Here is a 23,159-nt window from a genome sequence, read left to right as displayed (position 1 = left end):
GTAAAACGGCAAAAAGCAGCAGATCAGAAGCATCTTCTTTTCTATGATCTGCTGCCCAATATGCACTAAACGGAATCTGCCTTTTTAGTTAGTATTTGTTGAACACTCGTCTTTTGATGTGATACATAGCTATGCAGACTCATACCAAGGATGACGATGAACATACCCATCCATGACCAAGCAGAAGGGAGGGGGATAGACAAAAATATTAATTCCCCCATTAGTGCAAAAAGCACTTCCAGCGATTGTGTTGCTTCTACTGTGGCCAGCTTTTGCATATTTCCATGTACCTGATCTGTAGCCTTAAAAAATATAACTGTAGCAATTACCCCTGAGAACACGGCCACCAGAGCAGACTGTATGGTCTGATCCTTGCTTGGCATCCCTGCGCTGAAAACTCCATATAATGAAAGCAATAACCAAAAAGGCAGGCTGGCTATAGTCATTCCGAGCACACGTTGATAGGCATCTAACCGCCCCGCACAGACTTCCATCATTTTGCGATTACCTAAAGGATAGGCGAAAGAAGCCAGTATGACAGGCAATATACCGAATAAAAAATCTTGAGTAGAAATAGATTGCGACTGTTCGACCTGCATCACAATAATTCCGATTAAAATAATCAGAGACATCAACAATCCTTGGATGGGTATTTTTCCTCGTACTTTGACAGGGCCGTTCTCCGTTTGGACAACCTCAGCAAATAAAGGAACAAGCAAAGAACCGGAAATAATGGTTATTTGCCAAGTCCCTGCAATCAACCACCCCGGTGAATATGCGGATGCGAAGCATAACGGAGCATAAAATAAACCAATCCAATGAAGCTCCACCACAGCCACATTCCCGGTTGTTCCTTCATGACTTTCCAAAGAGGCTTTAGCTTATGTTGGGCCATTACAATGACGAACAGCATAGGAACCATAAACAGATAGCGTAATGAAGCACTCCAGATCCAGCTCCCCCCAGACAGCTCCATGGACCGGTTGAGAACAAATGTAAAAGCAAAAAAGAAAGCCGCTAACACACCTAACCAGATTGAGCTCATAGCATTCTCCTAATTCTTTAAGTATCGTTATTTCTCATATTAATTACTTTAGATCATTCATTTCAAGAGTTTCTTTACAGTTGACAAAGCAAAAGGAATACTGTATATTTCTGAATGCTGATTTAATAGTAATAATTACGATTAAATATATCGATAAATCAATATTAAAGGGAGTGCACCAGCAATGAATAAGAAACCAATCCCGGTAACCGTGTTGAGCGGGTATTTGGGTGCAGGAAAAACGACGATTTTGAATCATGTTTTAAACAATCGAGACGGAATGAAAGTAGCAGTCATTGTCAATGACATGAGTGAAGTAAATATAGATGCCGAGCTGGTTAAAAAAGAGGGCGGCTTGTCCAGAACAGAAGAAAAACTGGTCGAGTTGTCTAATGGTTGTATTTGCTGTACATTACGTGAAGATTTATTGCTTGAGGTCAAGAAGCTAGCGGAACAAGGCGAGTTTGATTATATATTAATTGAATCTACGGGCATCAGTGAACCCGTCCCCATCGCTCAAACCTTTACCTACGCCGATGAAGGAACGGGCATTAATTTAGCTTCGCTGGCAAAACTGGATTGTATGGTGACTGTAGTGGATGCGAACCGTTTCTGGCATGACTTTGAATCAGGAGAAACGCTGCTGGATCGTAAGCAGGCTACTGGAGAAGATGACACACGTGATATCTCGGACTTGCTAATTGACCAGATTGAAACTTGTGACGTATTGATTCTGAATAAGTGCGATCTGGTTCAGCCCGCAGAGCTGGACAAGCTGGAGGGTGTGCTGCGGAGATTGCAGCCTGAAGCCCGAATCATTCGCACTTCCAAGGGAAAGGTCGCGCCTTCGGACATTTTAAATACCGGGCTGTTCAACTTTGACAAAGCTAGTCAATCCGCTGGATGGATTCGCGAGCTGGAGCTGGAAAGCCACACACCGGAGACGGACGAATATGGAATCAACTCTTTTGTTTATCGGCGTAGAAGACCGTTTCATCCTGCAAGATTGGCAGAATTTATGAGCTACTGGCCGGAGGAAATCGTTCGCGCCAAAGGCTTGGTCTGGATTGCAGCCCCTCAGGATTGGGCGGCGAGCATCAGCCAGGCAGGGCCATCTATTCAATTTGGTCCAGCGGGAAGTTGGCTTGCGGCGTTGCCAGAAGAAGAACGGCAGGAAATCATCGCGGGCAACCCTGAGGTTCTGGTCCATTGGGATGAGCAGTGGGGCGACCGCATGAACGAAATCGTTATGATCGGTATCGGAATGAATCGGCTGAACTTGGAAGAAGAGCTAGATGAATGTCTGCTGAACGATAGTGAAATGGATATGGACTGGTCCAGCTTTGAGAATCCGTTGCCTTGGCCAACAGGAAGAAGCTAGTTGATCCATTCAGTAATAAAGTCCATACACTTTTTGGCGGCTGGAGCCATGTTCTTTAAGGAGACAGTAGCGATACCAACGGAACGGGAATATCGTCCATCCAAGGGCCGAATACAAATGTCATAAGGGTGTTGGACTAAAATCATTTCGGGAAGGATACTTACGCCCAGGCCATTTTGCACCATAGCCATAATGGCATGATCATCTTCTAATTCATATTTGATTTTCGGACCAAGCTTGTGCTGGGAAAAAATTCTCTGTACATCTGTATCACAGCCTGAAGCCGGCATAATGAAGGGTTCATTGAGAAGCTGATCCACACGTATGCTTGCCTGCTCCCGAAGCACATGATTAGACGGAAGTACGCACAGCATTCTTTCTTTTTTTAACGGTAATACTTCCAGTCCATCGAGAGTAGGCAGATTAACGAAGCCAAAATCAGCTTCTCCGCTAGCTATCCAATGCTCTATGTCATGGTAGTTCCCGTCGAGCAATTTTAGTTCAATAAGTGGGAACTGCTCGTTAAACTTTTGGATGATCCCAGGCAACCAATGGATGGATACACTTGAGAATGTACCTATCTTTACAGTTCCGGTCTCCAGTCCTTTGATGAGGGCGACCTCTTGATACAGCTTTTCATTCATTTGAATGATTTCTCTGAAATGCTTCATCAGACGTTCTCCGTTGCTAGTCAATTGGATGCCTGAACGTCCTCTAATTAAAAGAGTTAGGCCCAATTCATGCTCCAAAGCAGAAACGGCATGGCTAATAGCGGATTGTGTAAGATTGAGAAGTGCTCCTGCTTTGGTAAAGCTTCCTGCTTCTATTACGCTAAGAAAGACCTTATATTTAAACAAATTCATGTGTCCTCCAACATAGAATGAAATATATTCATACATAGTATCATATATATTCATTTTTTTTATCTCAGCTTTGTAGTTATAATCGAACTTGAGAAAATGCCGATTAACCATTCATTTCTGGGAGGTACCTATGAGTTCAATTGCAAAAACACCACAGCCCCCTTATTATGCAGCTATTTTTACTTCTGAACGTACGGAAGGGGATGGCGGATACGGAAAGATGGGGGACAAAATGGTGGAACTGGCTGCCAAGCAGCCTGGATTTCTAGGTGTGGAAAGTGTTCGTGACCAAAACGGAGTGGGCATCACCGTGTCCTATTGGGAGTCCTTGGACGCTATAAAACATTGGAAGGATAACGAGCTACACAAGCTAGCACAGGAGAAAGGGAAGTCTGATTGGTATAAAGCATTCGGTTTAAGAGTGAGCAAGGTAGAACGAGATTATTTTTTTACAGTGTAAATAATTAAGTAAAAGGTCTGTTCATATTCAGTTCATAAAAGTGGATTATTCTCTCTATAGAAATCGTTGTAGGGAGGAAATGAAAGTGGATTATACAGACAAAAAAGAAACCCTGGCCATTGAAGCAAGAGGACTAGTTAAAACTTTTGGTGATAAGTATGCGGTACATGGTGTCGATCTAAATGTGCGTGCCGGCACGATCTACGGAGTGCTTGGTCCCAATGGGGCAGGTAAGACGACGACCATCCGAATGCTGTCAACGTTATTGCGACCTGATGGGGGATCGGCGCGTATTTTTGGACACGATGCAGTAAAGGAACCGCAGGTTGTTCGTCAATTAATTGGCGTAACGGGTCAGTACGCATCGGTCGATGAGTCGCTTAGTGCTACCGAGAATCTGATTATTTTCTCCAGGCTGCTCGGACTGGAACGTGCTGAGGCACGTCATAAGGCAGCGGAGCTGCTAGAGGAATTTAGATTGTCTGAAGCAGCCAAGCGACCGTTAAAGCATTTCTCTGGAGGCATGCGCCGCCGACTGGATTTGGCCGCAAGTCTTATTGCCAAGCCGCCACTAATCTTTCTGGATGAGCCGACTACCGGACTGGACCCGCGCACGCGTGTTCAGATGTGGGACACGATCCGGCGTCTGGTGAAGACGGGTTCCACCGTATTGCTCACGACCCAGTATCTCGATGAGGCGGATCAGCTTGCTGATCGAATTGCGGTGATCGATCATGGTCGGGTAGTCGCCGAGGGGACGGTAGATGAACTGAAAGCGGCAGTGGGGTCGTCAACTCTGCAACTCAGAGTGCAAAATCAACAGGATATCGGAAGGGCTGCTCGAATCGTTGAACAAGTGCTTTCAGTCAAGTCCAGCGTGTCGGTGGAGGCTGGAAAAATTATTTCTCCGATGGCTAATGCCGATCGGGTGACGGACCTGCTGATTGCTCTCCGTGCCGGAGAAATTCACCTGGCAGAGATGAGTGTGCAAAAGCCAACGCTTGACCAGGTGTTTCTGTCCATCACTGGCCAAGGCGTACAAGGAAATGAGCAGCAGACGGCCCATGAAGCACCTGCCGTAGAGGGGGTGAGAGCATGAAAAACGCTACTGCTATGACAGATTCTCATCGCACCTTGAAAAAGTCTGTGAGTTTCAAACAGGCGTTCGCCAACTCCATGACGATGGCCTACCGGGGCATTCTGAAGATCAGGCATACTCCTGAGCAGTTGTTTGATGTCACGCTCCAGCCGATTATTTTTACTCTTATGTTTACCTATATCTTTGGCGGGGCTATCTCAGGAGACGTGCAGCATTATCTACCGGTCATCATTCCAGGCATCCTCGTCCAAACAGTCATCTCGACCTCCGTCGTTACCGGTGTGCAACTGCGGGAGGATATGGACAAGGGAGTGTTCGACAGGTTCAAGTCACTTCCGATCGCACGTATTGCCCCTTTGGCTGGAGCTCTGCTGGCCGACAGTCTTCGTTATACTATTGCGACTGTACTTACCTTTGCCATGGGGTATATTTTGGGGTATCAACCAGAGGGAGGACTGCTGAGTGTTGCGATCGCTGCACTTCTGGTCATCGTGTGTTCCTGGGCGGTCAGCTGGATATTCGCCTTCTTTGGCGTGATTGCCCGCACGGCCTCAAGTGTACAGGGTATCTCCATGATTGTTCTGTTTCCACTTACCTTTATTTCCAACGCATTTGTGCCTGTAGATACTATGCCTGGCTGGCTACAGTGGTTTGTGAACGTCAACCCGATTTCACATCTTGTGAACGCGGTTAGAGAGCTTGCGAATACGGGGATGATTGGCGGAGAACTGGCGATCTCTTTGCTTGGGGCGGCAGTTATTGTGGCGATCTTTGCCCCGCTTACAGTTCGTGCTTATATGCGTAAAGCATAGGAAGGGGAACTCTTGACGAGGATGAGAGATTCAAGGCAGAGTTAGTCTGTAGTTAGGGGGTTAAAATGACACGTGTATTAGTGGTTGATGATGACCCGCATATTCGTGAACTCGTCGGACACTTTCTGAGACTGGAAGGTCTGGAAGTCGTCGAGGCGGTGGATGGTTTGGACGCTATGCGCTTGTTTGATGAAACTAAGGTCGATTTGCTTGTCCTCGATATCATGATGCCAGGGATGGATGGCTGGGAGCTGTGCCGTAAGCTGCGCGAGCAGACCGACCTGCCGCTGCTGATGCTTACTGCCAAAGGCGAGACGTCACAGATTGTAAAAGGCTTCGCGCTTGGAACGGACGATTATCTTGTTAAGCCCTTCGATCCTATGGTGCTTGTTGCACGCGTAAAGGCTTTACTAAAACGCTATCGGATCATGGCTTCAAAATCGGTGACTGTCGGAGATCTTGTCCTGCGCAGCGATACATTTGAGTGTCAGGCTGGAGAGCAGGGAATTACCCTGCCACGCAAGGAATTTGAACTGCTCTTCAAGCTGGCCAGCTATCCTGGCAAAACCTTTACACGCGACCATTTGATCGAACAGATCTGGGGTTATGATTACGAGGGAGACGAAAGAACGGTTGATGTGCATATCAAGCGCCTTCGGGAACGATTTCCGGAGGCAACCCAATCCTTTGCGATCCGTACGATCCGGGGATTGGGGTATCGGCTGGAGATAAGGCAATGAAGCGGGAACCGGGGTTCCTTCGTATCCTTGCAAGATTCATGCTCGTGTTATTGGTGCTGTATCTTAGCTGGACTGCTGCGTATTTTATTACGGCGGTGATCTATTCACGCTTGTCATGGACTCCGCATGAATTGTTCGTCTATCTTATTAATGCGACACTTGGCTTTTTCTTTTTCGGTATAATTAGTATGACTGTGAGGCGCTTTATCCAGCCTAGAGAACAGCATTTTTTTACCGAAATGATCGATGCTTTAAAGCGAATTTCAGAAGGGGATTTTCACATAAATCTGGGATGGAACTTTGGCACGAGAAACGGAAACCATGATAGGACACATCCTTATGTACAGCTGGTGGACAGCATTAATGATATGGCGGCAAATCTGAAGGTCATGGAAGAACTGCGGGAGGCGTTTATTTCAAACGTATCCCATGAAATTGGCTCGCCCCTGACCTCAATCATTGGTTTTGCTAAGGCGCTCAAGGACGATAATCTGGATCGGGAGCAGCGGGACCGATATTTGACGATTATTGAGACAGAGTGTATTCGTCTATCCAAGCTAAGCGATAATCTGATGAAGCTGGCGGTGCTGGATTCGGAGCGGCATCCGTTTCATCCGTCCTCTTATCGGCTGAACAAGCAACTGATCTCGCTTATCCTCGCCTGCGAACCGCAATGGGAGGCTAAACAAATTGACATGATTGTGGACACCCATAACGTTCAGGTCAACGCGGACGAGGATCTAATGGGCCAGGTGTGGGTGAATCTCCTTCACAATGCTATTAAATTCACCCCACAGGGTGGAAGCATATCTGTTTCTCTTTCAAGTAATGGTAATCAGGCAGTTGTCTGCATTACTGATACAGGACCGGGTATCAATGAACAGGATCAACAGCGCATTTTCGAACGATTTTATAAAGCAGACAAGTCACGAACCCGAACCGCAGGAGGTAGCGGCTTGGGACTTTCCATCGCCCATAAAATAACGGAGATGCATAGCGGCTCTATTTCTGTGTCCAGCAAGGTGGGGGAAGGAACGGCGTTTACAGTATTGCTGCCTCTGCAAGAGGAAACAGTAAAGGGGAACAGCAAACATGAAATGAGCGGAAATAGTGGTGATTAACCGGGCTATTGCTGACACTGGTATGCAAGCGTTGATATAGGTTCGACACAGGCGAAAGAAGTTCATCATGATTTATACAATGGTGGGTTTAGACTACAAGCGCTCGGTACAATTACCTACAGCATGGCTGGTACTACTAAACAACAGCTTACGAGTTCATTTGGGAGAATGATTTAAGAAGAAATATGGGACTCCTTACCTTGTTGGGTCATATTAATCTGTAAAAAAATCAAGAAGACGTTTCTGGTACATCTGGAAACGTCTTCTTGATTTTTCATTTTCCAAATCCATTGGCTAAGTGTATGACGTTTAGGAAAGAGTCAGATGTTAGCGAATAATAATGTTTTAGACTAAACAATAAAGAACTAGACTGAGATCAATAAAGTTATAGACTGGCGCACTGGCGACGGCGGCCGGTGCAATTAGAAAATATAGTTTTAGACTGGAAAATAAAGTATAAAGGATATAAGCTACAAATATGCTTTATTCTTGAGCCCTCTCATATAATGAGAGTAATTCAGTATTCGAGGAGATGATCTTGATGAACAAGAACATAGGGATTAAGGATATTTTGGTAAGGTTCGACGAGATTTCGAAGCATTATGTTCGGGAGCTGGACAAGTATAGTCTGGCGGAACTGTGTCGCAAGCCAAGCGAGAACGAATGGTCGCTTGGGCAAATGTACCTGCATCTGCCCCATTCCACGCTGAACTTGCAGCTCCGTCTTGCGGAGCAGTGCATGGCGCTCGGTGGCGGCAGCGAGGAGGGCGGCGGGAAGACGGAGGCCGGTCATGCCGTGTTTGAGCAAGGGAGCTTCCCACCGGTTCGCATTCAGGTACCTGCCGACTTGCAACATACGCCTCCTCAGCCAGAGAGCAAGGAGCAGCTTGTCGCCAAGCTGGAGGAAGCAAGGCGCCGCATGCATGAGATTGGGGCGTCGCTACAGAACATAGACCCAGAGCGGCTGCAGCGAAAGGCGACTCATCCGGCCGTAGCCTTCGGCGCGTTAAACGCGGTCGAATGGTTCACGATGGTGGAGATGCATTACCGTCATCATCTTCTTCAAAAGGAGCGGCTGGACGCTTTCTTACAAACTGCAGAGTTATTAGACTAACGGGACACGAAAGTTGAATGTTGACCACAACAGCGGCCAGTCTAGGATTTTATTTTCGCGTCCTTATCTGCCGCTGTTGCAATTGTCGGTCAGTCTAAAACATATTTCTCAAAAGATGACGACCTTTGAAGTGGACAATCGCGTAAAATCAGCAACTCCAGTCTACAACTTTATTTTCTTCGAACATCAGAGCCTTTACGTCGCTATGTTTGTTTCAGCAAATTTGATAGAAAGCAGGGGTGTTTCTGGAGTTTATTCTTACGGGCCATTCGTATGTGTCAGGAATTAGATGTATTTATCGGTTTCATCTCTTGAATAGCTTCTTTCAAACTTTGTGAGCATTGCTCGTATAGCTGTTTTCTTTGCTGCTCACTGGAACCAGATGCTAGCTTTTGCAGTTCTGTAGTGCATTGTTCCAAAAGAGTCAGTACAGCTTGATTAGAGTCTTGTACCTTGGACTGTTGTACATTATCACTATATTGGTCAATATATAGTTCTCCTTGCGTGTCCACCTGGGCAAAAAACACATCTTTGACCGTCAAACTCTTTTCCTTTAGCTTGGCATCCAGCCATTGCTGAGTAATCCCCATATATGCCATTTGTTGTTCCATGAGTTGTCCGTCCATAATGACAGCTGTGGGTTCCTTCTCCGGTAATTGCAGCATATTCAGATCCTTAAGCGTCACAGGCTGCTTGTCTTTGGTTAACAGCACATTGACTTCGCCACTAGTTTCCATAAGAGCAAATTCTACATCAGCTACTTTGAACACATTCTTACTTCGTAGCTGCTCCATCAATTCATCTAGGGTAAGTCGTTCCTTTCTCAGATTATCCTCTAAAATTTTGCCGTCTTTGATTAGAACTGTCGTCTTTCCATCTGATAAATCCCTGACTTTCTTGCTTTTAATTTGCAAAAATTCAATGCAAAGTGTTGTCAGTACCCATACGGCTAACGACACGGTACCCAAGTACCAGGAGGATTCGCGTTCCAAAGGGATAGAAGCAGCCAAGTTACCGATGGTGATTCCGGTTATATATTCGAACAAGGAAAGCTGTGATACCTGACGTTTTCCGAGAATCTTGGTAATCACAAAAAGAATAACGATGGCTAATAACGTACGTAAAGCTACAATGGTCCATTCCTGCATTTGTTCAACCTCATTTCATTTCGCCACAAGGGCGCTACTATTCCAAGGATGTCCGCGCCAAGTCCCATTTAAACTCCAATTTATCTAAATTTAAATATACAGGCTGTCACCAAACCGATTAAATACAATATAAAATTAAAATTTTCTATTGTTCAATTACCATTGTCTATTACACAAGCGATTGACGGAAAAGAGGGAGCAGGATACATTATAGATATAATTCTTATTTAATTCATCGGGATTATAAACATTAAACTCACGGAGGTATGTATATGTCGTCCAAACCTAAAGTTGTAGTGTGGAGCAAAACCGGCTGTCATTTTTGTGGAGAGATCAAATCGTACCTAGAATCCCAAAATCAGCCGTATGAAAATATCCAGGTGGACGGAAATGATGCACTGCGTGATGTGTTGGAGACCAAATATGGTATTCGTTATGTTCCTGTCGTAGAGATAGGTGGAGATAACAAATATGAAGCACTTCTTAACCCGGATCTGGAAGAGCTGGGTAAAGTGCTGGAAAGTTATAATCAAGCGGTATAACAATTATATTCAAGAGAGGTGGAAGAGTCATGGCTAAGAATAGACAAATTAAATTGGGTGCGATTATTCACGGTGTTGGGGGAAGCATGACGACTTGGCGTCACCCTGATGTACCTGCGGATGCAAGTGTTAATTTTGATTTTTATAAAACGCAGGCACAAAAGGCAGAGGAAGGGAAGTTTGATCTCGTATTTATCGCAGACGGTCTGTTTATTAACGAAAAATCTATTCCTCACTTTCTGAACCGTTTTGAGCCAATTACGATTTTGTCTGCTTTGGCTGGGGTGACGAAGCATATCGGATTAGTTGGCACATTGTCGACTTCCTATAGCGAACCGTTCACGGTAGCACGCCAGTTTTCTTCCATTGATCATATTAGCGGAGGTCGTGCAGGCTGGAATGTGGTGACTTCCCCGCTGGAAGGTTCTGCTCTTAACTTTAACAAAGGTGAGCATCCATCGCATCCACAGCGCTATAAAATTGCCGATGAATATTTACAGGTTACTAAAGGACTGTGGGACTCGTGGGAAGAGGATGCATTCGTTCGTGATAAGGAAGCCGGCGTATTCTTTGATCCCGACAAGCTGCATACACTGAACCACAAAGGTGAGTTTTTCTCTGTGCAGGGTCCGCTAAACATTGGACGATCCAAGCAGGGACAGCCGGTTATTTTCCAGGCAGGTTCCTCAGAAGATGGCAAAAACCTGGCTGCCAAGGAAGCGGATGCCGTATTTACGGGACATGAAACATTGGAGGAAGCACAGCAGTTTTACCGTGATGTGAAGGAACGTGCAGTACGCTATGGCAGAGCGGAAGAGGATATTGTCATTTTGCCGGGCATTTCGCCGATTATTGGCAGCACGCCAGAGGAAGCGGAACGTAAGTATGAGGAGATTACCAATTTAGTAACGATTGAGGCTGCGTTAAAATATTTGGGGCGTTTCTTCGATCATCATGATTTCTCACAATATCCGCTGGATGAGCCATTCCCTGAGCTTGATGGTATTGGCAGTAATTCATTCCGCAGCGGTACAGATAAAATCAAACGAACAGCCAAGGAACAGAATTTGACGCTGCGTGAGGTTGCGTTACGTGCAGCTACGCCGAGAACCTCTTTTATCGGAACTGCTGAGCAGGTGGCAGATCGAGTGCAAGAGTGGTTTGAAAGAAAAGGGGCAGACGGATTCATTATCGGTTCCGATGTGCCAACGGGCTTGCATGATTTCGTAAATCTAGTTGTGCCTATTTTGCAGGAGCGTGGCATTTATCGTCAGGATTATGAATTTAACACACTACGTGAAAACCTGGGTGTGCCTATTCCTGAGAATCGTTATACAGCAGCCAGATCCAAAGTGAAAGTTGACGCATAACAGAAGGAGGGAAAGAGATGTCCAAGGTTGTCATCCTATCGGGCAGTCCGTCTACACAATCCCGTTTATACGGTTTGATTCACTATACAACTGAGCAGTTACGAGAGGCTGGAGCGGAGGTTACATTACTGAATGTGGTCGACTTGCCCGCTGAGGATTTGATCAAAGCTAACTTTAATAGTCCCGACGTCACAGCAGCGCTTGCGTTGATTGCAGCAGCGGATGCCGTCATTGTGGCTTCGCCAGTATATAAAGCGGCCTATTCAGGGCTATTGAAAATATTTCTGGATCTGGTTCCGCAGGAGGGACTGAGAGGGAAACCTGTCTTGCCTTTATTTATCGGCGGTACACTGGCCCATCTGCTGGTCATTGACTATGCCCTGAAGCCGGTTCTAAGCGCACTGGGGGGAAGACATATTCTTGGTGGGGTGTATGCAGTGGATCAGTGGGTCGAGCGTCTGCCAGGTGGAGCATATGGATTGTCCGAAGAGTTGATTGTACGATTGGAACGTTCTGTTAAAGAACTCAATGAGCTATTGAAGTTATAGATATTTTCAATATTTCCATTGACAGGTCGTTCAGTGAGTTTTATGATACAAAAAACCGAGTTAACTCATTGGATAAATGTATATAAAACTTACTGGGGGACTTGCGTATGAATATCGAGAATATTGAAGCCTTTGTATACGTGAATCATTATGGAAGCTTTAACAAGGCGGCAGAAGCGTTGTTCTTATCACAGCCCTCTGTCACAGCCCGGATTCAGACGCTGGAACGCGAGCTTGAGTGTAAGTTATTCGACCGCCAAAGCAAACAAACGATTCTGACGGAGGATGGACGAAAGTTCCTTCCTTATGCGGAGCAGATGCTGCAAGTGCTGCAAAAAGGGAAGCAAAAGCTTCAACAGCGCAAGAAAGCCCCTCAGCAAATTCGAATTGGCTGCACGATATCGGTGTCGAACTATATCATTCCTGAAATACTAAAGCAGCTTCGTGCTCGCTATCCGGAGGTTAACTACAAAATTGTGACCGCTACGACGGATCAACTGCTACATAAGCTGTTGAACCGTGAGGTAGACATTAGTTTTGTCCGTAAAGTGATGCATCCGGCTATTCGTACGCTTGCCTTTTATGAAGATCCGATTTCCCTGTATGTATATGAAGGCCACCCGTTTACGAAGACAGGAAAGGCCAGCATACAGGATATCCAGCGTGAAACCCTGGTATTTTTTGAATGCGGCTCATTAGATTGGATGAGGATTCATCGATCTTTTGAATCACTGGAGCAGCCACCGGATATTGCTTTTCAGGTAGACAATGTGGTCACGGCCAAAAAGCTGGTATTGCAAGAAGCGGGCATTGCCTTTTTGCCGGATGTCTGTGTGAACCGTGAAGTGAAGGATCAGAAGCTGTTCCGTGTTCATGTTCCGGAGGTGGCTGGGGTATCTATGCAGATTAGCATAATCGCAACCAAAGAAGACTGCGCAGTGTCCTCCGATTTTGCAGATGCACTGACAGAAGGCTTCAGAGAGGCTGTTTTGTTATAGAAAAGTCCTATAGGTTGGTGGATTGACGTATTGGATTACAGGTGTTAAATTAATCACATCCTAAAACCAATTAAGTTTATAGGAATTGTTAATTATTAAATGTTATAGCTACCATGTATGTCGCAAACTGCTGATATGCAAAGAGATGAGGGGGATTCATATGAAAAAGTGGTTTGCAATATTGACTGTTATGGCAATCATTCTGGTGTTGGCAGGCTGCGGTTCCTCAGATGACACGTCTAGTGCGTCAGGTTCAAGCGGAGACGTGAAGAAAATTATTGTAGGCACAGGCACTCAATTTAAAAATGTATGCTTTATTGACGAAAACGGAAATTTAACAGGCTTTGATGTGGAGCTGATTAAGGAGCTGGACAAGCGCCTACCTCAATACGAGTTTGAATTCAAAACGATGGATTTTGGAAATTTGCTGCTCAGTCTCGATGCCGGCAAGATTGATCTGGTATCGCATCAAATGGAAAAAAACCCGGAACGCGAAGCCAAGTATCTGTTCAACAAAAATCCGTATAGCATTTTTCTAAACAGAGTAGCTGTAGCGAAGGATAATAATAGCATTCATTCCATTGATGATTTGAAAGGGAAAAAGGTACTTACCAGTCCAACCAGTAATGCGGCGTATGTGCTGAAAGAATATAACAAAACCCACGGAGATGCTCTGAATATCGTGTATACGAGTGGTGCAGCCAATGATACGGTGCAGCAAATTACGAGCGGCCGTATAGATGCTACCGTTACGACAGACTTTGCGAACCGTTTTAACACCGATGAAAAAGGAGAAGTAGCTCTGAAAACCGTTGGTGATCCTTTGACTCAATCAGATGTACTGTATGTACTGAACAAAAATGAGCAAGGATTGGCGGATGACCTGGACAAAGCCATTCAGGAAGTGAAGGACGACGGTACGCTGTCGAAGCTGAGCATTAAATGGCTTGGAGAGGATTTCACGAAGTCCCTGGAGGATGTGAAAAAAGAGAGTACCAGTAGTAAGAAGTAAGGATAGACTTGGACATTTCAGCGGTCAGGGTACTTTATGTATTCTGACCGCTGATGTATAGAAAGGAGGCAGGCATATGAGCAGAGAGTTCAATATTGATTATGTTTTTAGCTTTATCCCGAAAATGCTGTCCTATTTGCACATCACCTTGTTTATTGTGGCAAGCTCGCTTGTGTTGGGACTGATCATTGGTCTGTTGGTTGCGCTGCCTCGCATGTATAACATTCCATTTCTCAAACGTGTTTCCCAGGTGTATGTTTCCTTTTTCCGTGGGACCCCGATTCTAATTCAATTGTTTCTGGTGTATTACGGCCTGCCAGAGCTACTAAAGCTGGTGGATATCAATTCCTCCAGATGGGATGTGTTGTGGTTTGCCGTAGCGACCTACGCGCTCAATAGTGGAGCCTTTATTTCCGAAATTATCAGGTCTGGCGTAGGTGCTGTAGATCGGGGACAAATCGAGGCTGCACAGTCAGTCGGCATGTCAGGCTCTCAAACTTTTACACGTATCATCTTGCCGCAAGCGTTGGCTGTAGTGGTTCCGGTATTTTCCAATCTGGTCATTGGCAATCTGAAGGATACCTCGCTGGCGTTTACGATCGGTGCGATGGAGATGACAGGAAAATCGCAAACATTGGGTTCGGCTACCCAGCATTTTGTGGAAACGTATATCGCGTTGTCCCTTATCTATCTAGTGATCAGTCTAATTGTACAAAAATTATTCAAGGTGCTGGAAAATACACTTCTCCGGCATGAGCATAGAGATTCAGTACAGAAAGAGCCCGCCAAACGAAAAGGTTTTGTGGTGCGTTACCTGAGAAGTCCTCGTCTGAGTAAAGGAGGTAAAGGCATATGAGTCTGGACTTTGGATTTGTATACACCGCCTTTTTAGGATTGTTCTCCGCGTTGCCCAACACTTTAATCATTACAGTGGTTTCCGTGCTGGCAGGGTTGGTCATCGGGATTATAACGGCATTGGCACGAATTTATAACGTTCCTGTGTTGTCCCAGATCTCTCACGGTTACGTTACTTTTATCCGAGGTACACCGATGCTGATGCATCTGCTGCTTATTTATTTCAGTTTGCCTTTGTTGATTGATGCAGGAGCGAAGCATTTCGGATGGTCACTGCAATCCAAAGACGTTCCTTATATGGTATTTGCACTCATTTCGTTCTCCATTACCAGTGGCGCCTATATGTCTGAGGTCGTCCGTTCTGGAATCCAGTCGGTCAACAAGGGGCAGATTGAGGCGGCTTATGCGGTTGGTATGACGACATGGCAAGTATTAAGACGCATTGTATTTCCGCAGGCATTCGTGGTGAGTTTGCCGAACCTGACGAATTCTGTTATTGGGATGCTGCATGGTTCTACCTTGGCCTTCACCGTTTCGGTCACAGAAATACAGGCTCAGGCTGAAATTCTGGCATCCACAAACTGGAAATATTTAGAGGTGTATATTGCGGCAGCCCTGCTATTTTGGGGATTGACGGTATTGATTGAGCGAATATCCGGCTTGGTGGAGAAAAAAATCAATGTGTTTAATGGAGGTCGAGCATCATGATCCGTCTGCAAAATATTACAAAGTCGTTCGGCAAACATGAAGTGCTCAAAGGCATTGATTTGACCGTGAACAAAGGCGAGGTCGTCGTTATTTTAGGACCAAGCGGTTCAGGAAAAACAACCTTGCTACGCTGCATTAATTATCTGGAAAAGCCGAATGACGGAGAAGTCAGCATTGGAGATTTTACCGTGAATTGCAAGCGACCTGCGAAGAAGGATGTTGTGGCCTTGCGTAAAAAGACAGCTATGGTCTTCCAGCAATATAATTTGTTCAAGCATAAAACCGCGCTGGAAAATGTCATGGAGGGACTTGTTGTTGTCCGCAAGGTTAAGCAGGAGGAAGCGAAAAAAATCAGTATTGAAGTGCTGGAAAAGGTTGGCCTCGGCGAAAAACTGAATCATTATCCGAGCCAGCTATCCGGTGGGCAGCAGCAGCGTGTCGGCATAGCGCGTGCTTTGGCGCTGAACCCGGAGGTGATTTTATTCGACGAGCCGACTTCGGCGCTGGACCCTGAGCTGGTGGGTGAGGTGCTGTCGGTAATCCGTAAGATTGCGAAGGAAGGCATAACCATGATTGTCGTGACACATGAAATGGGCTTTGCGCGCGATGTTTCAAACCATGTGGTATTTATGGATGGCGGTCATATTATCGAGGAGGGCACACCAGACGCCATTTTTAACCACCCCAAAGAGGAGCGTACCCAACAATTCCTGAAACGAATTACACCAGAATATAACTATTCAATTTAGACGGGAGAGGGAGACATGAGCATTAAAATCGGAGTATTGGATCAAAGCCCTATACACGAGGGTGAAACGGCGGCACAGGCCCTTCGTAACACGATTAAGCTGGCGCAACGTGTAGAAGAATTGGGATTCACGCGCTTTTGGGTATCAGAGCATCATGATTCCGAGCAGGTTGCAGGCTCATCGCCAGAGGTACTCATTTCCCATCTGTTGGCACGCACCGAGCGTATTACAATCGGGTCTGGTGGTGTTATGCTTCAGCATTACAGCCCATATAAAGTGGCTGAAAACTTTAATGTGCTAGCCTCTCTTGCACCGGGTCGTGTAGATTTGGGCATCGGACGTGCGCCAGGCGGGTTGCCGAAATCCACACAGGCGTTACAACGCAACGTGCATGATGCACCTTCTCTCGAAGAGAAAATTGATGAAGTAAGTCGCTATATTCATAATATCTCGCCTGAAGAAGGACCGCTGGCCGGATTACAGGCGAATCCGATTCCGGAAATACCAGCAGAGATTTATGTTTTGGGTACAAGTACAGACAGTGCTGGAATTGCTGCACGTTTGGGGTTACCCTATGTTTTTTCGCAATTTATTAATAGTAGTGAGCAGGTTGCACTGGATTCATTCCGTACGTATCAGGAGTCTTTCGATTACAGTTATGGACGTGAGCCGAAGGCACTTTTTGCGCTATCGGTTATTGTGGCAGACACTTCCGAAGAAGCAGCGGAGTTGGCAGGTGAGCAGAAGCTGTACAAGATTCACCTGGCCAGTGGCAAAACGGCTACGGTGGGTGCGCTGGAAAGTGCAGAGGAATTCGGTAAGCAATCGGGTGAAGAATATACAATTGAAGTTACACAAGCACAAATTAACAAAGGAAATAAAGATGAAATCTATGCTGTGCTGACGGAAATTCAAGCGAAGTATCAAGCAGATGAGCTGATTGTAACGACAGGCATACGGGATATCGACAAGCGTGTGCGTTCATTCGAGTTGTTGCATGAAGCTTTTGCCGGATTGCCTGTGGAGTCCTAGATACTATTGACATAAGAAAGTTGTAACCAATATGGATTCACGAAGGAGGAGTAGGGATGAGTGGATCAACCGGGACGAAGGAGCAGGTTTTGGAGCAGAAGTTGGTAGAGATTCGCCGTCATCTGCACCGTTATCCCGAGCTGTCTAACGAGGAGGTTGAAACTACCGCCTTTATCCGCCGCCTGCTCGAAGAACAGAATATAACTATTCTGGATGTGCCGCTGCGTACCGGATTGGTAGCGGAAATCGGCGGACAGCAGGACGGTCCAACTGTCGCGCTTCGTGCAGACATTGATGCACTGCCCATCCAGGAGGAGACGGGATTGCCTTATGCTTCGATATATCCTGGCAAGATGCATGCCTGCGGGCATGATTTTCATACGGCATCCCTGTTAGGTGCAGCCGTATTGTTGAAGCATCGGGAGCAGAAGCTGAAGGGGACGGTTCGACTGGTGTTTCAGCCAGCCGAAGAGAATGCCAAAGGCGCTGCCCAAGTGCTGGAAAGCGGTGCGCTGACAGGGGTACAGGCCATTTTCGGCCTGCATAATAAGCCAGATTTGCCCGTAGGCACGGTCGGCATCAAAGAAGGTCCGCTAATGGCAGCGGCAGACGGATTTTACATCGAGGTGGAGGGCCTGAGCACACATGCAGCAGTGCCGCATGCAGGGATTGACCCCATCGTGGTATCGTCACATATCATTACGGCGCTGCAATCCATTGTGAGTCGGAGCGTTAATCCGCTCGATAGCGCGGTCATCAGTGTCACGAAGCTGCACAGCGGCAATGCCTGGAACATCATTCCAGACTGCGCTCATTTGGATGGAACAATCCGCACCTTTGATGAGAATGTTCGAGCTCAGGTGGCTGAACGCTTCGAGCAGGTCGTCAAGGGCGTAGCTGATGCTTTTGGTACGAAAGCGAACATCCGCTGGATCGAGGGTCCGCCACCTGTGCTGAACGACAGTAAGTTGGCTGTGATCGCGGAGCAGGCGGCCGAAGCAGTCGGTCTGGAGGTCGTTCGCCCCATACCTTCCTCGGCAAGCGAGGATTTTGGGCTTTATCAGAAGAACATCCCTGGTGTGTTTGTCTTTGTCGGCACTGCGGGAAGCCAGGAATGGCATCATCCTTCCTTTGATTTGGACGAACGCGCACTGCCGGGAACAGCGAAGCTGCTGGCTTCACTGGCTGAATTGGCATTGAAATCCATAGAGTAGGAACTCGATCCTACTCTATGGAGCTGAGCCCCTCTCTATTAAGAGGGGCTCTTTTTGTTTGACGGTATATTATTCCAATGATAATATAAAATTGTTATTTAATTCAAAATTTAGAGTGGGCGTAGGTGAGAGAACAAACGTTGTCATTTTAAATGTGCTCGTAAAAATAACAGGTACGGAGGTTGAAAAAATGCCGAAGAAAAAAGGAATGATCATGGCTTCTTTTTCATTGGTAATGGCTGCTTCCTTACTGGTTGGCGGGGCTAATGTCGGTTTAGCAGCCTCAGATTTGGAAAGCACTTCGAATACAGAAACAATGAGTAATAGCTTGGCTGCCGCTGAACTACCTGCTAAATTTAAGCCTTCGGTAGAATGGGTTTGGAAGAATAGGATGGTCAAAGAAGGCTCAACCAACCGTAAAAACTTGATTTTTGATCAAATTTATGCAGGCAAAGGAACACTCAATTATGTAGTTCGCTGGCAATCCTCTAAAAATATCACTCTTCAGCAGCGTAAAGATATGGCTTCCATGCTAAGTCGCCAAATAAATAACTGGAATAAGCAGTTAAAAGGATATGATGGCTGGCCGTATGATCATATTACTGTAAAAATAGTAGGTTGGGCCGTTGCAAATCCGTCGCAGATTCTTAATAAACAATCTAATGAAATCGTTTACACAGATACAATTACCGATGACTTAAGTAAAACAGACCCCAATATTCCTGCTAAACTTCCGGTTGCTCCTAATGCACTATCGAGATTTGAACATTTTATGGACCCTAACTATACTTATCCGGGTGGACTGGACAAGCGGTTTGATATGTACTTATGGGGAACGTCTAATTTTCAGGGTGGAGCCGGCGGTGACTGGGGACAACGTATGCCTGATGATTATATCCTGAACACCTTGAATTCGGATGAAGTACAGATTACAGAGCATGAGATGGGGCATGGATTTGGCTTGCCTGATTTCTACGAAGAGCACGAGCGTCCACCTGGCGGGTTCCCTATGCCTACGATTATGTGGGCTGGAAATTCTCCTAAAATAACAGAGTGGGATACCTGGATGTTGCGTTATACCTGGAGCCAGGTCAAGAAGGACACCTCTCGTTTTCCTATCCGATAAAAGATACGTAGAATAGAAAAATAGGTATTCAAAGGTTGTCTCCTGCGATTCTTGGTGGGAGATAACGTTTTTTAGGATATTCGGATTTTATGGTGGAGAAGGGCTTATAGCTGATCCTTCTCCAATTTCTCGATCAAGGTAGAAAAATCGATTCCCAGCAAGATTATTTCTTCTGGCTCACGAACAGCTCCAACAGGTGGCATATTAAGCATCGGGAAGTTTCCCTCCCGTAGATCGTAGCTATCAAACCGCCTCTGGTACATAAGCTTACGTTGCTTTTTAAGTCCCTCTGTAAAGAGTATCTTGGCTCGTAGGGCTTCGAAAGAGTATCCCCTGCCTAAACGATTAATGACTCGAACAAGGCTGTTTAGAGATTCCGTATAAGCGTTTGTAATGCGATGGTCGAAGTAGGCAAATATTTCCTGTTCCCAGTTCTTCATAGCCTTTGTAAGTGGTTCAAAAGCGGATTGCAGTTCAGTTGGTATTTTAACTTTCCATTCGTTGTATTTAAGGAATGCCGTCTGTCTGCTATTACATTCCCAAATATCGAAATATGATTCCTTTAAGTCATAAGCAGTGCCGAGAGAAGGATGATTTTTTGTCCAAAGGTCAAGCGTAATCTTATCCATCTCTGTAAGCTCTATACGGCGTTTTAGGAGGATAAAACGGTCGTGCATCAGCCCGCGGCGCTCTTTTGGCGATAATCCTTCTCGGAGCTGCTTACGAATGGTTTCTAACGCTTGGTTTGCCATACGGACAACGTGAAACTTATCGACGATGATAAGAGCTTTTGGCAATATAGCCCTCACGGCGTCCTTATATGGCTGCCACATATCCATTGTGACGTATCGTATTTGTCCTCGATTTGGAAGGCGTGAGAGGTAGTCTACAACGGTTTCCTTGTTACGATTGGGCAAAACGTCTAACAAAGTATGTTCCTCAATGTTGGTTAAAACGCATCTTGGCTTAATAATGTGTATTTCGCCAATCCCAAGCCAATTAGGAGTTTCAAATCGAAGCGTTTCTTTAAGACGATTAATGTAATCACGAAAGATGTTACGTATCGTTTTTTCATGCAATCCAACATCCTCGGATATGCTGACAAACGTGCGTTTAAGGCTTTGCTTCTCTATATAAGTTAATAATCGTTTGGTGCAGTTTCGCTTTTCGTCTATGGTGTGGTCTAAGTGTTCCCAAAAGGTTCGATTGCAGTCTCTACAGCGATACCTCTGACGCTTTATAAGAAGGCCTACACGCTTGCCGTGAATAGGCAAGTCCATGCAGATCTGTTCCCTGCTATCGTGTTTGTAGAGGTTGGCTATGCATCCACAATGAGGGCAAGCCAAAGGTGGAGAGTTTGTCACCACTTGTATTAGAAAATCAAATTCATTCTCACTGATACTTAGGATGTTGAATTTTAAAAGATTTAGAATATCCATATGAATTTCTTCTATGCATTTATGATGCAAGTTCCTTTTTTGTTTTTGCGTGACTGGTCAAAATACCGCTGAATATAAAAGATAACAACGAACCGGCAAAGCATATAGCCGCAAACGTGCCTACGGCGGAAAAACCGTTAAAAGTCGCGTAAATCAGGCCTGCGATCCAAGAACCGAGCGTTGTCGCAGCGTACATGATTGAATTGGCCAAGCTGGAGATCGTGCCGCGGATGGTCGGATTTAATGAATTCAGCATTCCCAATATTAGGGGAAAAGCGATCCCCATGTTAACGAATATGAAAAAGTAAACACTTTCGAAAGCCGCAACCGACGGCAAGAGAGGCAAAACAATAAAACATATGATAGAGACAAGAAAGCCTACAACCAGCGTATTGAAACGGTTTAACGTTTTGATCACATAGGCACCGCCGAAGCTCCCGACTAGATTCCCAAGACCAAGAAAAAACATTACGTATCCCGCTTGATCAATTGAAAGGTGAAAGCGATCCGTCACCCATTTTCCAATGAAAGAAAAGGCAGCAAAGAATCCACATTGAAATAAGAAATGAGCGAGGAAAGCCTTTCTCGCCATTCGGCTATTCAATAGTGGGATGTATCTACTGAAAACCGGAGTCTTGGTTTTTTGGCCTTGATTTGGTTTCATTTCGGGCAAAGCATAGAAGATGAATACTGCTACCAATAATGCACATGCACCGATTATAAAAAAAGGATAATACCAATGGGTTGAGGCAAGCAGACTTCCAATAGGGATGCCGAACGCTTGGGAAGCAGCCAAGCCTGCCATGACGATTCCTGATACTTTGGCGATTTTTGACGTTGGAAACAGAGCAGGGATCGAGGCCCAGACTTGAGGCGCCGTAAATGCTGCGCTGACTCCGGCTAAAAAACGGAAGAAGAACATTGACCAAAAACCTGTGGCAAAGCCGCATAACATGGTTGAAACCGAGAAGCATACCATGCCGGCAAGCATTACTTTTTTGCGGTCCCATCCATCGGAAAGCGGTCCAGCAATCAGTGCAAAAATGGCATAACCTAAAGCATAAGACCCCACCATCCAACCGGAATATTCAGTCGGGATATGAAACAAGCTCTGAAGAGTGGGGATGAGCGGAGAAATCAAAAACGTATCCGTACCGATAACAAACATGATGAGGAAAAATAAAGCAGTTAATTTGATCATTTTATTCACCCTTTTTAGTTAGTTCTATAGTTCAAATATTATTGAACTAATGAATAAAAAAAAGAATTTCTTTCTACAACGTATCCAGAAATCCAGGTAAGTAAGTTTGAAATGTCTCCAAATCGATGCTCATATACTTCGTTTGAGCTTCTTTTCGTACCTTGATCAATTTCGCCTCCTTTAAAGCACGCAAGTGATACGAAGTATTCGATTTCGTAGTATCGCGAATATGTCCTACTTCTCCACAATTCATTTCCTTCTTGCTGGCGTATAGAGCTCGTATGATGTCCAATCTTGTTTCATCGGCTAACGCCTTAAATATTTTGACTCTGAGCTCGTCATTTATTATTTTTTGAGTAGTCATAAAACCATTGTACTAAGATATCGCTACAAATCAAGTCTTTAGAAAAATACCACCATATTCTCCGATTTTTAAAGCAAATGTTTTGATTTTGTCTCCACCATAAAATCCGAATACTCTTTTTATGTTTTATAGATAAACAGTTTGACTCTAACGGATCTGGCTTTGGCTTTGCATCAGTATTGTGCCTTCATTTTCGCATGAATGAATCACTAAGAATG

General features: G+C 45.4%; 23 protein-coding genes and 1 pseudogene. 18 read left to right on the top strand and 6 right to left on the bottom strand.

Annotation, left to right across the window (positions count from 1 at the left end; translation table 11 throughout):
• Positions 1-65: 65 nt before the first annotated feature.
• A pseudogene (locus ACXHJ2_RS12330) lies at positions 66-1,045 on the bottom strand (DMT family transporter).
• Between the two features lie 184 nt (positions 1,046-1,229).
• On the opposite strand from ACXHJ2_RS12330, the gene ACXHJ2_RS12325 reads away from it, so the two are divergent.
• On the top strand, positions 1,230-2,426 hold the full coding sequence (locus tag ACXHJ2_RS12325) for a GTP-binding protein (RefSeq protein ID WP_165079939.1): 1,197 nt from the start codon (positions 1,230-1,232) through the stop codon (positions 2,424-2,426).
• Here ACXHJ2_RS12325 and ACXHJ2_RS12320 read toward each other — a convergent pair.
• Positions 2,423-3,289 carry a LysR family transcriptional regulator gene (locus ACXHJ2_RS12320; protein WP_165079938.1) on the bottom strand — a complete coding sequence of 289 codons (867 nt, stop codon included), beginning with the start codon at positions 3,287-3,289 and terminating at the stop codon, positions 2,423-2,425. The genes ACXHJ2_RS12325 and ACXHJ2_RS12320 overlap by 4 nt on opposite strands.
• Positions 3,290-3,419: 130 nt before the next feature.
• Here ACXHJ2_RS12320 and ACXHJ2_RS12315 point away from each other — a divergent pair, with 130 nt between their 5' ends.
• The 6 genes from ACXHJ2_RS12315 to ACXHJ2_RS12290 all read left to right on the top strand — a co-directional run bounded on the left by ACXHJ2_RS12315 (position 3,420) and on the right by ACXHJ2_RS12290 (position 8,635).
• Entirely contained in the window at positions 3,420-3,749 is a 330-nt protein-coding gene (locus ACXHJ2_RS12315) for an antibiotic biosynthesis monooxygenase family protein (RefSeq protein ID WP_013370888.1), read from the top strand.
• A gap of 79 nt (positions 3,750-3,828) precedes the next feature.
• Entirely contained in the window at positions 3,829-4,848 is a 1,020-nt protein-coding gene (locus ACXHJ2_RS12310; RefSeq protein ID WP_165079937.1) for an ATP-binding cassette domain-containing protein, read from the top strand.
• On the top strand, positions 4,845-5,660 hold the full coding sequence (locus ACXHJ2_RS12305; RefSeq protein WP_025679063.1) for an ABC transporter permease: 816 nt from the start codon (positions 4,845-4,847) through the stop codon (positions 5,658-5,660). The genes ACXHJ2_RS12310 and ACXHJ2_RS12305 overlap by 4 nt, the downstream gene beginning before the upstream one ends.
• A gap of 65 nt (positions 5,661-5,725) precedes the next feature.
• Positions 5,726-6,400 (top strand): response regulator transcription factor, encoded by a 675-nt coding sequence (locus ACXHJ2_RS12300; RefSeq protein WP_025679065.1) that lies wholly within the window; start codon positions 5,726-5,728, stop codon positions 6,398-6,400.
• Complete coding sequence (locus ACXHJ2_RS12295) at positions 6,397-7,521, top strand: sensor histidine kinase (protein WP_165079936.1); 1,125 nt, start codon at positions 6,397-6,399, stop codon at positions 7,519-7,521. Before ACXHJ2_RS12300 ends, ACXHJ2_RS12295 begins: the two co-directional genes overlap by 4 nt.
• 541 nt (positions 7,522-8,062) lie before the next feature.
• Positions 8,063-8,635, top strand: coding sequence for a DinB family protein (locus tag ACXHJ2_RS12290; RefSeq protein WP_013370893.1), 573 nt, complete (start codon positions 8,063-8,065; stop codon positions 8,633-8,635).
• A gap of 278 nt (positions 8,636-8,913) precedes the next feature.
• Here the strand turns inward: ACXHJ2_RS12290 and ACXHJ2_RS12285 are convergent, their stop codons facing one another.
• Positions 8,914-9,783 (bottom strand): DUF421 domain-containing protein, encoded by an 870-nt coding sequence (locus tag ACXHJ2_RS12285; protein ID WP_025679071.1) that lies wholly within the window; start codon positions 9,781-9,783, stop codon positions 8,914-8,916.
• A 272-nt stretch (positions 9,784-10,055) separates the two neighbouring features.
• Here ACXHJ2_RS12285 and ACXHJ2_RS12280 point away from each other — a divergent pair, with 272 nt between their 5' ends.
• The 11 genes from ACXHJ2_RS12280 to ACXHJ2_RS12230 all read left to right on the top strand — a co-directional run bounded on the left by ACXHJ2_RS12280 (position 10,056) and on the right by ACXHJ2_RS12230 (position 19,937).
• Positions 10,056-10,325, top strand: a complete 270-nt coding sequence (locus ACXHJ2_RS12280) for a glutaredoxin family protein (protein ID WP_013370895.1) — start codon at positions 10,056-10,058, stop codon at positions 10,323-10,325.
• Positions 10,326-10,354: 29 nt separating this feature from the next.
• Positions 10,355-11,695: an LLM class flavin-dependent oxidoreductase gene (locus ACXHJ2_RS12275; protein ID WP_058710460.1), complete on the top strand. Its 1,341-nt coding sequence runs from the start codon at positions 10,355-10,357 to the stop codon at positions 11,693-11,695.
• A gap of 17 nt (positions 11,696-11,712) precedes the next feature.
• Complete coding sequence (gene ssuE, locus ACXHJ2_RS12270; RefSeq protein ID WP_013370897.1) at positions 11,713-12,243, top strand: NADPH-dependent FMN reductase; 531 nt, start codon at positions 11,713-11,715, stop codon at positions 12,241-12,243.
• A gap of 107 nt (positions 12,244-12,350) precedes the next feature.
• Positions 12,351-13,241 carry a LysR family transcriptional regulator gene (locus ACXHJ2_RS12265; protein WP_025679079.1) on the top strand — a complete coding sequence of 297 codons (891 nt, stop codon included), beginning with the start codon at positions 12,351-12,353 and terminating at the stop codon, positions 13,239-13,241.
• 160 nt (positions 13,242-13,401) lie between these two features.
• Entirely contained in the window at positions 13,402-14,253 is an 852-nt protein-coding gene (locus ACXHJ2_RS12260) for a transporter substrate-binding domain-containing protein (RefSeq protein ID WP_165079935.1), read from the top strand.
• Between the two features lie 76 nt (positions 14,254-14,329).
• Positions 14,330-15,109, top strand: a complete 780-nt coding sequence (locus ACXHJ2_RS12255) for an amino acid ABC transporter permease (RefSeq protein WP_165079934.1) — start codon at positions 14,330-14,332, stop codon at positions 15,107-15,109.
• Positions 15,106-15,816 (top strand): amino acid ABC transporter permease, encoded by a 711-nt coding sequence (locus ACXHJ2_RS12250; protein WP_013370901.1) that lies wholly within the window; start codon positions 15,106-15,108, stop codon positions 15,814-15,816. Before ACXHJ2_RS12255 ends, ACXHJ2_RS12250 begins: the two co-directional genes overlap by 4 nt.
• The gene (locus ACXHJ2_RS12245) at positions 15,813-16,565 is read left to right on the top strand and encodes an amino acid ABC transporter ATP-binding protein (RefSeq protein ID WP_025679088.1); all 753 of its coding nucleotides are present in this window, start codon (positions 15,813-15,815) and stop codon (positions 16,563-16,565) included. Before ACXHJ2_RS12250 ends, ACXHJ2_RS12245 begins: the two co-directional genes overlap by 4 nt.
• 15 nt (positions 16,566-16,580) lie before the next feature.
• Entirely contained in the window at positions 16,581-17,597 is a 1,017-nt protein-coding gene (locus ACXHJ2_RS12240) for an LLM class flavin-dependent oxidoreductase (protein WP_165079933.1), read from the top strand.
• 56 nt (positions 17,598-17,653) lie between these two features.
• Complete coding sequence (locus ACXHJ2_RS12235; RefSeq protein ID WP_165079932.1) at positions 17,654-18,811, top strand: amidohydrolase; 1,158 nt, start codon at positions 17,654-17,656, stop codon at positions 18,809-18,811.
• Between the two features lie 190 nt (positions 18,812-19,001).
• Entirely contained in the window at positions 19,002-19,937 is a 936-nt protein-coding gene (locus tag ACXHJ2_RS12230; RefSeq protein ID WP_165079931.1) for a dockerin, read from the top strand.
• 104 nt (positions 19,938-20,041) lie between these two features.
• Here ACXHJ2_RS12230 and ACXHJ2_RS12225 read toward each other — a convergent pair whose 3' ends face one another.
• The 3 genes from ACXHJ2_RS12225 to ACXHJ2_RS12215 all read right to left on the bottom strand — a co-directional run bounded on the left by ACXHJ2_RS12225 (position 20,042) and on the right by ACXHJ2_RS12215 (position 22,941).
• Positions 20,042-21,376, bottom strand: a complete 1,335-nt coding sequence (locus ACXHJ2_RS12225; RefSeq protein ID WP_165079930.1) for an ISL3 family transposase — start codon at positions 21,374-21,376, stop codon at positions 20,042-20,044.
• A 19-nt stretch (positions 21,377-21,395) separates the two neighbouring features.
• Positions 21,396-22,577 (bottom strand): MFS transporter, encoded by a 1,182-nt coding sequence (locus tag ACXHJ2_RS12220; protein WP_165079929.1) that lies wholly within the window; start codon positions 22,575-22,577, stop codon positions 21,396-21,398.
• 73 nt (positions 22,578-22,650) lie between these two features.
• Complete coding sequence (locus tag ACXHJ2_RS12215; protein ID WP_058710457.1) at positions 22,651-22,941, bottom strand: ArsR/SmtB family transcription factor; 291 nt, start codon at positions 22,939-22,941, stop codon at positions 22,651-22,653.
• Between the last annotated feature and the right edge of the window lie 218 nt (positions 22,942-23,159).

It is taken from the genome of Paenibacillus sp. ALE3, from assembly GCF_054113405.1.
The sequence above is the reverse complement of the archived record's forward strand: the minus strand, read 5'-3'. Positions and strand labels throughout refer to the sequence as shown.